General features: G+C 44.1%; 9 protein-coding genes. 8 read left to right on the top strand and 1 reads right to left on the bottom strand.

Annotation, left to right across the window (positions count from 1 at the left end; genetic code table 11):
* Positions 1–380: 380 nt before the first annotated feature.
* Positions 381–548: a hypothetical protein gene (locus SIO70_RS24095; protein WP_320575065.1), complete on the bottom strand. Its 168-nt coding sequence runs from the start codon at positions 546–548 to the stop codon at positions 381–383.
* Positions 549–628: 80 nt separating this feature from the next.
* Here SIO70_RS24095 and SIO70_RS24090 point away from each other — a divergent pair, with 80 nt between their 5' ends.
* The 8 genes from SIO70_RS24090 to SIO70_RS24055 all read left to right on the top strand — a co-directional run bounded on the left by SIO70_RS24090 (position 629) and on the right by SIO70_RS24055 (position 15872).
* Complete coding sequence (locus tag SIO70_RS24090) at positions 629–2230, top strand: glycoside hydrolase 43 family protein (RefSeq protein WP_320575063.1); 1602 nt, start codon at positions 629–631, stop codon at positions 2228–2230.
* Between the two features lie 153 nt (positions 2231–2383).
* On the top strand, positions 2384–2575 hold the full coding sequence (locus SIO70_RS24085) for a hypothetical protein (RefSeq protein WP_320575061.1): 192 nt from the start codon (positions 2384–2386) through the stop codon (positions 2573–2575).
* Positions 2576–2773: 198 nt separating this feature from the next.
* Positions 2774–6859, top strand: a complete 4086-nt coding sequence (locus SIO70_RS24080; RefSeq protein WP_320575058.1) for a two-component regulator propeller domain-containing protein — start codon at positions 2774–2776, stop codon at positions 6857–6859.
* A 264-nt stretch (positions 6860–7123) separates the two neighbouring features.
* A complete protein-coding gene (locus SIO70_RS24075) occupies positions 7124–8251 on the top strand; it encodes an endo-1,4-beta-xylanase (protein ID WP_320575056.1) in 1128 nt (375 codons plus the stop codon).
* 222 nt (positions 8252–8473) lie between these two features.
* Positions 8474–11641, top strand: coding sequence for a TonB-dependent receptor (locus tag SIO70_RS24070; protein ID WP_320575053.1), 3168 nt, complete (start codon positions 8474–8476; stop codon positions 11639–11641).
* Between the two features lie 18 nt (positions 11642–11659).
* A complete protein-coding gene (locus tag SIO70_RS24065; RefSeq protein ID WP_320575051.1) occupies positions 11660–13444 on the top strand; it encodes a RagB/SusD family nutrient uptake outer membrane protein in 1785 nt (594 codons plus the stop codon).
* A 133-nt stretch (positions 13445–13577) separates the two neighbouring features.
* Positions 13578–14828 carry a hypothetical protein gene (locus SIO70_RS24060; RefSeq protein ID WP_320575049.1) on the top strand — a complete coding sequence of 417 codons (1251 nt, stop codon included), beginning with the start codon at positions 13578–13580 and terminating at the stop codon, positions 14826–14828.
* Between the two features lie 30 nt (positions 14829–14858).
* Positions 14859–15872, top strand: a complete 1014-nt coding sequence (locus SIO70_RS24055; protein WP_320575047.1) for a non-reducing end alpha-L-arabinofuranosidase family hydrolase — start codon at positions 14859–14861, stop codon at positions 15870–15872.
* The last annotated feature ends 97 nt before the right edge of the window (positions 15873–15969 follow it).

Genomic DNA, 15969 nt, shown 5'->3' with positions numbered 1-15969 from the left:
TGGGGGTGTAGTGTAGGGGAATCGATATCAATTTATTCGTGAGTTTAAAAGTAAATCGTTTTGTGAATTATATTCGCGATTCTCGGGATAGTATACAAATGATTGATATTTGATTATTGCATCGAATTAATCGGAGTTGTTTGATATGATTTCAATTCATTTTTCGTGGCTTGTGAGTGAGCTCTTGGTGTAATTGATTTTTAACACGTAAAAATGATTATAATGGAAAGAATGGATTCCTTTGGGGTGCACTTTGTGTTGCGCCAGATGGAAACCGGGAAAAACTACATTTATGCCCGGGTAGTAGTAAATGGAACTATCAGCGAGGTAGGGGCTAAGTAGGAGATTGCTGCAAACAGCTGACTGCAGGATAATAGCCATTACTCACGGGTATACGCGTCGAATAATTCCAGATCACCACGGAGTCTGCAGCTGTATTGAAGAGGTATTGATATTGAATAGGAGATATCCCAGGTTTGAGACGCACTCTGGGTGACTTCTTTTGTAGCAGAATTGATCGTCACATATAATGGATTATCCCCGTTCATTCATTGAATAATATTTATATTACACAAACATTCACTTGAATAACCATTTGACATTACATGTTACAAAATAAAAAATTGTTATGAAAACCCAATTAAATCGCCTTGCCCGGTTAACACTCGCTATTGGAATTTTACATATTTTTAGTTTCCTACCAGTAAAGGCACAGCACGAAAAAGCACATAATCCTATCATCTATGCAGACGTACCGGATCTGTCTATAATACGAGTAGGCAATAACTATTATATGAGCAGTACAACTATGCACATGAGCCCCGGTCTGCCCATCATGAAATCGACTGATCTGGTAAACTGGAAATTGATTGGCTATGCTTACGACACGTTAGGCAATATGGATGAACTGAATCTCAGGAACGGCAAGAACACTTACGGCAGGGGTTCCTGGGCGAGTAGCCTGCGTTATCATAATGGCACATATTACGTCACCACCTTTTCCCAAACCACAGGCAAAACTTATATCTATTCCACAAAAGACATAGAAAAGAGTGAATGGAAAGGTGTTGCATTTAAACCGATGATGCACGACCACTCGCTTTTTTTCGATGACGATGGCAAGGCATACCTGGTGTATGGTAGTGGTAAAATAAGACTGGTAGAATTAAACAGCGAACTCACAGGTATTGCATCAGGCAGCGAACAGGTGATCATTGAAAACGCCAGCCTTCCCACCTCGCCCGCAGGTAGCCGGGAGGGCTTGCCGGCTGAGGGTTCACAATTATTCAAAATAAAAGGCAAGTACTATCTTTTCAACATTACCTGGCCTGCTGGTGGACAGCGATCCGTAGTGATACACAGGGCAGATAAAATAACAGGTCCCTGGGAAGGGAAAACAGCCCTCCAGGATAAAGGGGTAGCGCAAGGCGGTCTTATAGATATGCCTGATGGCAGATGGTTCGCTTACCTTTTTAGGGACAACGGTGCTGTAGGACGCATACCTTACTTAGTTCCCGTAAAGTGGGAAAACGGCTGGCCTGTACCAGGTGATGATGGAAAAGTCCCCGTGGCTCTGAATCTGACTGCCAATCAATCACTCTCTCCGGGGATTGTGGCATCCGATGAATTTAACCGTGGTTTACAAGATGCGTCCTTTCCTTTGGTTTGGCAATGGAACCATCAACCAGATAAAGAGTTATGGTCACTGAAAGGAAGGAAAGGGTTTTTACGCCTGACCACCGGCGTAGTGAACAGGGATTTCCTGCAGGCAAGGAACACCTTGACGCAGCGGACTTTTGGGCCTACATCTTCTGCCTGTACATCGGTTGATGTATCCAGGATGAAAGACGGTGATTTTGCCGGTCTTTGCCTATTGCAAAAGGATTTCGGACTGGTAGGCGTAAAAATTAATGGAACAAAGAGAACATTGGTCATGGTAAATGCCACAGGTGGTAATCCTGAAGAAGTTGCCCATATAGCGTTGAATAAAAGTACTATTTACCTGAAAGCAGATTGCAATTTTACCGACAGAAAAGATATTGCCAGGTTCTATTATAGTCTTGACGGTAAATCGTGGAATTCTATCGGCACACCATTGCAAATGAAGTATACGCTACCGCACTTCATGGGATATAGATTTGGTTTGTTCAACTACGCGACCAAAGAACCTGGAGGATATGCCGATTTTGACTATTTCCGTATTTCAGACGAGATCATGGTAAAAGAATAAAGTCTCTCCGGCGCTGTCTGGCCATTTCTTTTGCAGCATTACTAGCACCTATCTGTTTTTTAGCAGGTGCTATTGAAATCAGGTTCACCATATTTCAATTTACTGAAGGTGTAGGCAGAGGGGAATCCTTATAACAATATCAAGTCGTCTTCATTGAGAAGATTGAACAAGCATACGCCGAGGGATAATAAGGCAAAAACTTTTATTAACAAAAGAGAGGCGATAAAAGAGGCAGGCAAGCCCTGGACAGCGAGGCCGGATGAGGAATTGAAAATCATGTTCGGGAAGGGAATGCCGGTGAGCAGATTGACAGTTAACTTTGAAAGGACGAAGGCGAGCGATTGAAAAAGTTAGGATACTACCTGGATTAGGATGTTTTTCATCTATTATTATACCTATAGTAACAAATCAGTTGTTTTAAACCACTGAATTGATATCAGCAAAAATATTTCCTCCCACGCTATCATGCCATTAAATTCGTTATATTGTCAAAAATACACTTTACCTGTTAATCTATCAGTGATCTATTAATTCCATGTTATTGTGAAATATATTCTATATATATTATGCCTGTTGTTTGTTCCACAGGTAGTTATTTCGCAACAGAGTGACTTTAACTTCGTTAACTTCACGACCAGTAATGGTTTGTCTTCCAACACGGTAAATACTATTCTAAAAGATAAATATGGCTTCATGTGGTTTGGAACAGATGACGGGCTGAATCGGTTTGACGGTCTTACGTTCTCTGTTTACAGGCATAAGGAAGCGGATTCAACCAGTTTGGGAGGTAATTCGATACTCGCATTGCATGAGGATCGTTCCGGTAATTTATGGATTGGCACTAATAACACCTTATCCTGCTATAACCGCAAAAAAGACTCCTTTATCAATTACAAATTTACATTAAATAACACGGCACGGACCATTTTCTGCGATCATACCGGCCAGGTGTGGATCGGAAGTTATATCGGTTTGTTCAGATTGAACCCGCAAACCGGTAAGGTAGTCCGTTATATGGCAGATCCTGGCCGGCAAGGGGCATTGGTGTCAAACATTATCACCTGTATAGTGGAAGATAGCAGACACCGGCTATGGATAGGTGGCAATGGAGGAATCTACCTGTACCAACCACAAGCTGACAACTTTAAGCACTTTAGCCACGAAGCGGCGGACTCACTTTCTTTACCTGGCAATTCCATAAAAGCGATGACAGAAGACCATAATGGCAACTTATGGATCGGCACAGAAGATGATGGATTGTCTATGCTGCTGCCCGATGGCAAACATTTCCGTACTTATCAGTATAGCAACACGCAAAAAAAATCCCTGAGTAGCAACTGCATCTGGTCTTTGGCAGCTGAAAATGCAAATAGGATCTGGGTAGGAACCGAGGAAGGATTGAACATCTTCGACCTGCAAAAGAAGACCTCGCAGCGAATAGAACATGATGTTAGAAATCGTTATAGTTTACAGGGCAAATCAGTGCGGAGTATATACATCGATAACAATGGTATTTATTGGGTCGGAACATACCAGGGAGGTATTAGTAAATACGATAAGAACCTGGCTTTTTTTAATCTCAGGGAAAGCAATCCGTTTGACCCACAAGGATTGACGGCTCCAATTGTTACCTCTTTCTCCGAAGATGCCAATGGCGATATCTATGTAGGCACAGATGGTGGTGGCATTAACCTGTTTCACAGGAACACCGGCCTGTTCAGCCATCCACGTTTCTACCAGGGCATCAAACCACCCGCTGTACTTTCTCTCGAGCATGCCGACGGGCTACTCTGGATAGGTACTTTTATGCATGGTATATACACACTAAATATGCAAACGGGAAAGGTGCATCACTATTTAAAAGGAGACAGTGCCAATCAGCCTTCGGGCAACGATATTTTTTGCCTGAAAAAGGACAGCCGTGGAAATATATGGATAGGAACCAATGGGAATGGGGTGAACGTTTATGATCCGGTATCCGGTGTGTTCAGACGTTTTGGTGGGGTCATGTACAAAAAGGACAGCATTACAGTTTTAAACAGGGGTTTTATCAGGACTATAGAGGAAGATAAAGCCGGCAATATCTGGATTGGTACCATTGGAGCAGGTATAATCATGTTGGATGCATCAGGCAAAATAATAAGGACTTATACCATGAAAAACAGTGACCTTCCTGCTAATAACGTTCAAACCATCTGCGCCGGGCAAAGCGGCAGAATCTGGGTAGGTATTCACAGTGCTGGCTTGTGCCTTTTTGATCCGAAAACCGGGAAATTTCAACGTTACGCCGAACAGGAAGGGCTTTCCAACGCGGTCATCTATAAGATCCTTGAAGATGATGCCGGAAAGGTGTGGGTAACCAGTAATAAGGGAATCAGTAGTTTTGATCCTTCAACCAGCACCTTTAAAAATTATTATCAATATAATGGGTTGCAGCGTAGTACTTTCTGCCTGGGAGCTGGTTTAAAGACAGAGAAAGGAGAACTTTTTTTCGGTGGGCTGGAGGGGTTTAATTACTTCATTCCGAAGCAGCTTAATTATAATAGAATTGTCCCCCGCATTGTATTGACTGATCTCAAAATTGGTAATATTTCCGTGATTCCCGGAGAACATGCTGCTATCCAATCACATATTTCATTAGCTGATTGTATCCGGCTTGATTATAAACAACACTTTACCATCAATTTTGCTACGCTGAACTATACTGCACCGCAGGAAAGCAGGTATTCCTATATGCTGCAGGGTTTCGATAAAGGTTGGAATGAGATAGGCACATCACGAATGGCTGTGTTTTCGAATTTAAGTCCTGGTAAATATGTTTTCAAAGTCAGGGCCAGTTGTGACGATGGGGCATGGCATACGGAAGAAGCTGTCATCAATGTAATCATAAGACCTCCTTTCTGGTTGACCATCTATGCGTACATTTTTTATTTGTTAGCAGCCGTTGCGGTTTTGTGGGGGCTGAGATACCGGGCTATCCGCAAACTGAAAACCCGGTTTGCCCTTGAGCAGGAAAGGCTGCAGGTCAGGCAGGCAATAGAAATGGACCGAAAGGAAGCGGAAAGACAACGTGAATTTGAGCAGGTGAAGATCAAATACCTGGTGAACCTGAGCCACGAATTCCGTACACCGGTTTCCCTCATTGTAGGGCCAGTGGAGAAACTTATTCATAACGAAATTGCTCCTGAAAAACTAAAGCAACTGAACCTGGTGAAACGAAATGCACGTAGACTGTTGAACATGGTCAACCAGCTATTGGATTTTCGAAAACTGGAAGAGCAGGAAACGAAACTGGACCTTAGCAGGGAGGACATCATATCTTTTATAGCTGAAGTAATAGAACTCTTCAAAGATATCTCGGAGCACAGGCAGATTAACTTTTTGTTTACAAGCTCCATTTCCCGTTATTATACTGCTTTTGACAGGGATAAGCTGGAACGGGTATTGTTTAACCTGCTTTCCAATGCATTTAAATTCACACCGAAGGAGGGTGCGATATCGCTGACTGTAGATCCGGCCCCGGATGCAGGTATAATCATAAAGGTGGCAGATACTGGTGTAGGTATGAAACCGGAAGTGCAGGAAAAGATCTTTAATCGCTTTTACCAGGGTGATGAGAATCCTGCTATCCTCAACCAGGGGAGTGGAATCGGGCTGTCTATAACAGCTGAATTTGTGAAAATGCATGGTGGCTTAATAAATGTGGAGAGCATCCCTGGTAAAGGCAGCACATTTTCCGTGCTTTTACCATTGGAAAAAATGGAAGAGGTAATACTACCGGATGTGGAGATACCTGGTGAAGCGGTAGGTCCGGAAGCAGCCCACCCTGTAGCCTGCCAACATGCTGAAGTGGCGGCTGCAGATAAACTTACAGTGTTGCTGGTGGAGGACAACAAAGACTTCCGTTATTACCTGAAAGACAACCTGCAGCCATTTTATAAAGTTGTGGAGGCGGCAGATGGGAGAGAAGGGTGGCAGAAGGCGCTGTCAGCACATCCACTGGTCATTGTGAGTGACATCAATATGCCTTATATGGACGGTATACAATTGAGCCGTAAGGTCAGGTTCGATAAAAGGACCAGCCATATTCCTGTCATTCTCCTGACTGCACTTGCAGGTGATGCGTTTCATATTAAAGGATTGGAAACGGGCGCTAGCGACTACCTTACCAAGCCTTTTAATATTGATATATTAAATATCCGGATCAGGAACCTGATATTACTAAATAAGCGTTTGAAAGACACCTATAGGCGGCAGTTAGATGTAATGGTTTCGGTTGACGATGTAGAATCGGCAGATGAGAAGTTCCTGGTAAAGGTAAAACAGTATATAGAAAACAATATTAACGACGACCGTCTGACCGTGGAAGAATTAAGCAGGCATCTTTTTATGAGCAGGGCATCCCTGTATAATAAAGTTGTGCAGCTGACCGGAGAAACGCCGGTTGAATTTATCCGTTCTATTAAACTAAATAAGGCGGCTTGTCTGCTGGAGACCAGCGATATGAAAATTGCCCAGATTGGCTATGCTGTTGGATTTTCTACCCCTAATTATTTTGCCAGGGCTTTTAAGGCCAAATTTAACCAGCTACCTTCGGAATACCAGGCCCAAAAGAAAAGATCCCTTTAGTGGGGTTATATGAAGTTTTATTTTATGCATTAAGTGTTGTTTAAGAGTAATGATAGAGATAATGATTTTGCTTTTAAACATTTGTGCTATTCATTTTAACAAATAAGCTACTGATACTGCGCCTGTCATCCTAGATTCGCTCCTGTGATTTCCACGACCAGTAAACCAAAATAAATCTGATTGAATGCTACCTGGTTACCTCACCTGTCTGCCTGCACTGCAGGCATATACATGAGTAGCACAATACTTTAAAAGTCAGGCATTATGGATAAAATAATTTCCTTTGTCCTTATAGTTTTTATCTGTTGCATTTGTACAGGTAGTAACAGCCAGTTTTCTACGGGCAAAATTCCTTCTCTGAAAACCGTCTTTAAAGAGGATTTTATGGTGGGTGCCGCACTTAACAGGCACCAGATAAATGAGACTGATCCCATGGTAACTGCATTTATATCCAGGCAGTTTAATACCCTCACGCCTGAAAATGACATGAAGGCTGCATTGATACACCCGGAATGGGGCCGGTATAATTTTACAGAGACAGATAAGATCATTTCTTATGGTCAGCAGCACCATATGCAGATTAATGCACATACGCTTATATGGCACAGCCAGTTACCCGCATTTGTATTGCAGATGCATGATAAGGATTCGCTGCATCAGTTCTTTAAAGACCATATCAGTATTATTGCTTCCCGGTATGACGGGAAGGTGTATTCCTGGGATGTAGTGAATGAAGCCCTTAATGAGGACGGTACAATGCGTAAATCCTTATTCCTGAGATCCCTTGGCGATGATTATGTCGTGGAGGCATTTCAACTTGCAGGGAAAGCTGCCAGGCATACAAAATTATATTATAATGATTATAACATAGAACAGCCCGATAAACGTGCGGGGGCGGTGGCGCTCATCCGGAAAATACAGGCAGCGGGTACCCGTATAGATGGTGTAGGTATACAGGGGCACTGGCACCTGGGCAAGGTTCCTTTAAAGGATATTGAAGAGAGTATCCTGGAATTCTCTGCTTTGGGAATTGATGTAATGTTCACAGAACTGGACATCAGCGTATTGCCAGATCCCAAAGGTGTAGAAGGGGCAGACGTTAACCAGCAGAAAGCGTATAACAGTATACTGAACCCCTATTCCGGTTCTCTGCCTGACAGCGTACAACAACAACTGGCCGGGGATTACGAGAATTTATTCCGGCTTTTCCTGAAGTACAAGGATAAGATAAGCCGGGTCACCTTCTGGGGTGTCAATGATGGGGATTCCTGGTTAAATAACTGGCCGGTGCCAGGCAGAACAAATTATCCCTTGTTGTTTGACAGACAATTCAATCCAAAAATGGCTTTTAATAAAGTAGTAGCACTTCAACCTGGTACTGGAACAAAATGACGACAAATGATACAACTGTAGCCCTGAAATTTTAAGCACCGATGTTATGAATTAACTGCCTTCCATTGGGAAAACACCTGGCACTGATGGAAATATCAACCAATTCCCTGCTACGACAGTAGAACCGATTTATATATGCCTTTTACGGCATCAGGATCCCTGCGCCCTAAGCATGCAGGGCGGGGACTACATTTTTTAGAAAAACTGAAAAAAACCACGATTATGAATTTTTCTTTTACGCATCACTTACAGAAGATATCGCCCTCAATCAGCCTGTTGTTGAGGATAACGATGCTGTTATTTATTTTCATTTGGGGCAGTTCTTATGGGGTAGGACAACAAATTACCGTCAGCGGCCGCATTACCGCCGAAGATGGCAACGTGATCCCTGGAGCCAGCATCCAGGTGAAAGGCACAAAGATGGGAGTGCTCAGTAACGATGAAGGGTATTATAAAATCAACACTCCTGCTACCGCTACCTTAATCATTACTTCAGTAGGATTTATGAACCGGGAGGTAAATGTGAACCGGCAGACCGTCATCAATGTTTCGATGAAACCCACGATCAGCGACCTGGAACAGGTGGTGGTAATTGGATATGGAACGGCAAAAAAGAAAGATGTAACAGGGGCCACCGTATCTGTGAAAGGAGAAACACTCCGGGAATTGGGGAGTCCAAACGTGTATAATCAGCTCCAGGGAAGGGCTGCAGGGATTGACATTGTCAACAATGGTTCCAGTATAGGTACCGGCGGTGAGATCAGGATCAGGGGAAACCGCTCCCTGGCATCAGGTGCTTCTGCTAATAATGCGCAGAATGGCCCCTTGGTGGTGATAGATGGTATACCGCTTTCCGGAGGCAGTATAAATGATATCAATCCAAATGATATTAGTACGATCGATGTGCTGAAAGATGCTTCTGCTACTGCCATTTACGGTTCCCGTGGATCTGGTGGGGTGATTATCATTACTACAAGAAGAGGCCGTCCGGGAAAATCTGTTACCAGTTACGATGGCTATATCGGCTTGTCAGAAGCCATGAATACATATAAGCTGTTTAGCGGGCAGGAATATGCCGCCTTCAAGGACGCAGCTAAACAGGGCCAGCCTAATCCCAATAATCCCAACCCCAATGCACTAACACCCATTGAGCAGGAGAACCTGGCTAATGGTGTAAATACTGATTGGCAAAAACTATTGCTAACTACCGCTATCCGCACAGACCATAATGTGAGCGTAGTGGGTGGCAATGAAACCACACTATACAGCTTCGGGTTTGGTGTATTTCGGGAAACGGGTATCATACCGGATCAGCGATTCGACAGGGGATCCTTTCATATTGCTATTGATCACAAAATGAGTGAACGTTTAAAAGTTGGACTCACTACCACCAATACTATGAGCTGGGCCAATCGTATCAACACCAGCGCTTTGGGTTCAGCAACGAGACTGAGCCCGCTATACCTGCCGTACAATGAGGATGGCAGTATCAATTTTCAACCTGCCATACAGCAGTCCAATGATGCGCAGCAGATCAGCCCTCTCACATCTATCGGGAACAATGATAAGATAAAAGCCCGCACCCGCCGGTTCAGAACATTGACGAATGTATACGGAGAGCTGGAGATCATAAAAGGATTGAAACTGAAATCCAGCCTGGCACTTGACTGGATCCAGACAATGAACAATAACTATAATGGGCCCGGCACCGTATTTAATACCAATACAACTACAGCAGGTGCTACCCTTAGTCAGTCAAACGACGAGACATGGAGTTATACTATCGATAATTCACTTACTTACGAAAAGACTTTTGCAGAAAAGCATAAAATCCAGGTGACAGCATTGCACGAAGTGGTAAAGAACTACAATCAAAGTCAGCAGATCAACGGACAAGGTGTGCCGGCAGACTATATCCAGGATTATAATTTACAATTAGCGAATTCACTCACGGCGAATGCCTCCGGTTACAGTAACAGGGGATTGTTGTCTTATATGGGACGTATCTTTTATACCTATAATGACAGGTATATGTTAACGGCTACTGTGCGTGCAGATGGCGCTTCTGTACTGGCTCCCGGCAACCAGTGGTTTACGTATCCGGCCATATCAGCAGGCTGGAACATGGCAAACGAAGCATTCATGCATGATGTAAAATGGATAAATAACCTCAAACTTCGTGTAGGATGGGGTGTCAGTTCGAACCAGACCATTGCGCCCTATACAACAATAGGTAGTCTTTCTTCCAATTTTTACAATTATGGGTCCGGTACCTCAGCCAATATAAACTATGTATCAGGGTACCTGATCAATACGTTGCCTAATCCGAAGCTTACGTGGGAATCTACGAGGGGATACAATTTAGGCATCGACTTTGGTCTGTTTGACAACCGTATAAGTGGTGCAGTAGAATATTATAATGTCAATACAAGGGATATACTTTTAAGCAAGGAATTACCAAGGAGCAGTGGGGCCAATTCTGTGCTTGTGAACCAGGGAAAGACAGCAGGACATGGGCTGGAAATCACGCTTAGCAGCCTGAATATAAAAACCCGTAGCGGATTTACCTGGAGTACAGATCTTAATTTTTCCATGGCAAGAGAAAAGATTGTTGCATTGCAACCAGGATTAAAGCAGGATGTTGGTAATGGTTGGTATGTAGGGCAACCACTGACAGTTATTTATGACGTAAAGAAAACAGGTATCTGGCAGTTGAACGAAAAAGACCAGGCGGCTACTTATGGCGCTGCCCCCGGCGATATTAAAATCCAGGATGTGAATGGCAACGGTACTATTGGTGCGGAGGATCGCCAGGTAATTGGCAATTTTCAACCCAATTTTGTATTTGGTTTCAATAACAGGTTTACCTACAAAAATTTCGATCTGAACATTGTGACCTTTGGCCGTATAGGCCAGACTGTGGTAGTTACCTACCTGACTGCAGACGGTGGTGCAGCTGGCTATCCATTCTTTATGAACGGCCGCGTAAACCAATACAAAGTTAATTACTGGACACCCGATAACCCTACCAATGATTTCCCCCAGCCTGATGCCAGCAGGGATGCATTGCAATATACCTCCACCTTGTCTTACCGGGACGGGTCATTTATAAAGGTCCGGTCTATCAACCTGGGATATAACCTCCCTTCGAAGATCACCGGTAAAATAGGGCTCAGTTCATTGCGGTTTTACCTGGCAGTCCAGAATCCATTTATCCTCTGGGCACCATTGGTGCGGGATGGTCTGGGTATAGATCCGGAAGGTAATGGAAATGGTAACGCAGTCGGATCTACGGCGGGAGGAACCCCAGTGGTGGCCCGTGCTATCACCGTTGGTATGGGTACCCCTCCTACAAGGCAGTACATGTTTGGTGCTAATGTGAAATTTTAATCCTGAAATTAACTTATTATGAAATTCAACATAAAATTATCCGGGCTACTTTTATTGTCATTACTTACAGTGTTTGCGGGTTGTAAAAAGATATTGGAAGAACAACCCCGTGCTACCATCGATCCTGCTTATTTCAAAACGCCGGAAGGCTTAGAGGGCGGTGTGGCCGGTATTTACTCTTCTTTTCGCAGTTTTTGGGGCACACAGATTTTTACGCAGCTGTTCAATGGAGGCACTGATGAAATGATCAGGGGTGGGGCAGCAGATGTGCAGCATAACTTTACCTATTCTCTGCTGATGAAGAGTAATACGAACGATTACAGTGGTTTTTGGAATTCCCTTTACATAGATATCAATACCGCCAACGGGGTCTTGCAATTCGGACCGGATGCGAGCATGGATGAAACTAAGAAAGGACAGCTCCTGGCCCAGGCAAAATTTCTCCGGGCATTTTGTTATTTCCAGCTGCTTACAACTTTTGGGGATGTGCCTTTGCATCTTACATTCAACACCGACGTTTCAGCAGCTGATAGCAGGGCGCCCATTGCTGAGGTGTATGATGCGATCATCAGCGATCTGAAGGAGGCAGCTGCCAGTCTTCCCGATCAGCCATCCGCCGGGTTGGGTAAACCAGCATTCAAAGCAACAGCGCTGTACCTGCTTGCAAAAACCTACTTGTGGAGAGGGTGGTCTTCAGCAGCAAAGGGAAGTGATTTTACAGATGCATTTAACACTGCAAAGAGCATCATCGATAATAAAACTACTTATGGGATTGATTTATGGCCTGTATTTGCACAGGGTTTCCTGGAAGGTAATGAATATGGAAGGGAGACGCTTATGGTCATTGAACATACAAAAGACCTGAAATTCGGCGAGAACTCACAGACGGGTACCGGCGCATCTAACCTGAAAGAAAACAAATCCAACTTTTTTTTTCGGCCGAACTATCCGACTGTGAATGCCAATTATCCTGCTGCAGGAGGTGCTTATGTTTGTGTAAGAGATGTACAAAACGGCCGTCCATGGCAAAGAATAAGGCCTAATATGCGCTATGTACTAAATGTTGCTTTCGCCAACAGGGCCACGGACTCGAGGTATAACGGTTCATTTCAAACCATTTGGTTGTCCAATAGTGTAGCTGCATCGGGGAAAGGTACAACAGGTGCAACCACACCCAGGGGAACCCTTGTGAATGGCATAGACACAGCCATTTGGATGGCAGACAGGATTGTGACACCTGCTGAAAGAGCAGCTTTTAAGGGAATTATTTTTGAACCGGATTACCTGCCAGGTGCCACCGTACCCTATACCAGTCTCCTGTATCCATCTTTAAGAAAATGGGATGATTCAACAAGAGCAGATATGAATGATTATTCTGACAGACCTTATATCCTGTTCCGCTTTTCAGAAGTATATCTCATCGCCGCGGAAGCAGCACTGAAAGGCGGCGGTACATTGCAGCAGGCGGCAGATATGTTAAATGTGCTCAGGATGAGGGCGGCCCGCATACCAGGGCAAAATGATGATCAGTATGCGGCAGCCATCACTGCACAGACAATTACAGCTGCAGAGGTGACACTTGATTTTATCCTGGATGAGCGCACCCGTGAACTGTATGGAGAATGCAACAGGTGGTATGATCTTTCAAGAACCAAAACACTTGTTGCAAGGGTTCAAAAATATAACGATGAAGCAGCTGCCAATGTTGTAGCTGAACATATGCTGAGACCTATTCCTCAGCAGCAGATAGACCTGGTCACAGAAGGACCTGCATTTCCTCAAAACCCATGGTATAGCAATTAACAAATATAACCATCAAATTGAAAAACCATGAAAGAAAATCCACCCATCTAGCGGCGTATGAAAGGCTCACACAACTCGTGTGGGCCTGATAATAGCCATTTGAAAAACAGTTAATTAAACTAACAATGTAACTATGAAAACAAACCCTTTTCTCAGCAACCTGGGAGTATCTTTTCTTTCCCTCATTTTAATGATTAGCTCCTGTGCAAAACAACCGGCTGCAGATGTATCTGCTGTAGACAATAAGCAGACCGGTGATTTAAAAGCTGCAGCAGATGTAAGTGTGATGGCGACAGCGACCATCGATGCCAACACTTACCAACAAACTATCCAGGGATTTGGTGGAATGAGTGTGCCGATCTGGATAGGCGATTTAACAGCCGATCAGCGAACAAAAGCTTTTTCCACCAGCAGTGGTATCGGGATGAGTATTCTGCGGGTAATGGTCCCTGCCAATAGTAGCCAGTTTGCAGCCGAAAAGGCAACAATCGATGCTGCAAAAGGTTTTGGTGCAAAGGTGATCGCTACTGTTTGGAATGCCCCTTCTTCCATGATGGACGGTGCTTACCTGAAGGCAAGTTCATGGAGTGATTTTGCAGCACATTTAAGGGCTTACACACAGGCCGTAGGAGGTGTCTATGCATTGTCTCCGTGGAATGAACCCAATTACCTGGCATCAGAATGGATGCATGCTTCTGCTACCGAAGTGGCCAACTTTGTGGCGGCATATGGTGATAACTGCGGTGCTCCGATCATGGCTCCTGAACCATTTAATATGGATCAGACTTTTATCAACACTTACCTGAGCAATGCAACTGCGAAATCCAAAACACTGTTCGTCAGCGGCCACATTTATGGTAAAACACCTTATAATTTAGGCAATATTGGCAAATCAGTATGGATGACAGAGCATTACACAAATTCTTCTATCAGTGGCAATGACTGGCCCAATGCTATGAATGCTGCTAAGGAGATTCATGATTGCATGACAGCTGGTTGGGCCGCTTATGTATGGTGGTATATCCGCCGGTTTTATGGTCCAATTGACGAAAATAGTGCAATCACCAAGGTAGGATATGTGATGGCGCATTTTGCCAGGTATGTTCGGCCGGGTTATAGTAAAATTGCCTGTGCGGCCAATCCCAGCACCGGTATATATACGACTGCTTACAGGAACGGATCAAAAATTGTGATCGTAGCGATCAATACCAATGCAGCTGTAACCTATCAGCCATTCACAATCAGTGGTGTAACAGTTAGTAGTTTCAGTCGTTATGTAACAACGAGTTCCTCTAATCTTGCAGCAAGTACGCTGAGTATTTCAAATAATGCATTTGGCATTAATCTGCCCGCATCCAGCATAACAACCCTGGTTTCGAACTGATCCTATTCTTTCAGCATAATTGTTACAACTATGAAACAGTTACAATACATAGCTGCGGTGGTTACATGTTTGCACATGTGTGCTTCATGTACCAAAAAATCATTAGATGGCGCAGGTGGGATAACGGATAAAAACAGGGTGGCGGCAACTGCCACAGCAATAGCCAATCCTACCTGGTATGCAGATGCGAGGTGTTTCCTGGATGGTCCTGCAGGAGCATTCGACGATCTGGCGGTGAAGGATCCTTCCATCGTTTACTCCGGTGGAAAATATCATCTCTTTTACACAGGTCGTGATAAAGGAACCGGAGGTCTCTGGCGGATGGGGTATGCAGCTGCTACTTCTATTGCCGGTCTTAAAACTGCCAGCCGTACTTATATGAGTGCATTGAATGCAGGTTCATATTTCTGTGCGCCCCAGGTATTCTGGTTTCCGGCAAAGGGCAAGTGGTTCCTGATTTACCAGAGTGGACAAGGGGCTTCCTTTTCAACGTCCACAGATGTTGGTAATCCCGGTTCATGGACACCTGTAAGTAGCATGGGATTTACGGATGGCATTGATTTCTGGTGTATTTCTGATGGTACCTACGTGTATTGTTTTTATTCTGCCCAGGATGGGTCACGCACTATAAAAAGACGCAGAACCACTGTGGCTAATTTCCCATATAACTGGGAAGCGCCGACTGTAGCAGCCACGAGTACATTTGAGGCAGTACATGTTTATAAAAGCAAGGCAGATGGTAAGTATTATATGATCGTAGAAGACATCAACCGCTACCAGGAGCTATGGACAGCCAGTTCGTTGGGAGGTACCTGGACACAGGTCGCAGAGAAGTGGGCAGCGAGGGATAACCTCCGTTTCCTGTCAGAAGTATGGACAGACCAGGTCTCTCATGTAGAGGTGATTCGTTCCGGTACTGACGATAAATTGGAGATCGATAATATTGACAGATGTCAGTTATTGATACAGGGTGTGCCGAATGGAAGCTATGGCGACTATGGTAATATCCCATACGATCTTGGAGTGATCAGAAATTATCAATAAAATACAATAATATACAGGGTAAACAACGGCTACATTGAGCGTTGTTTATCCTGTATTATCGTCAACCATACAAATGTTGGAAGATACCAATTGCAAT

The organism is Chitinophaga sancti (genome assembly GCF_034087045.1).
GTDB lineage: Bacteria > Bacteroidota > Bacteroidia > Chitinophagales > Chitinophagaceae > Chitinophaga > Chitinophaga sancti_B.
Note: the sequence above shows the minus strand (reverse complement) of the source record. Positions and strands in the feature narration are given on the sequence as shown.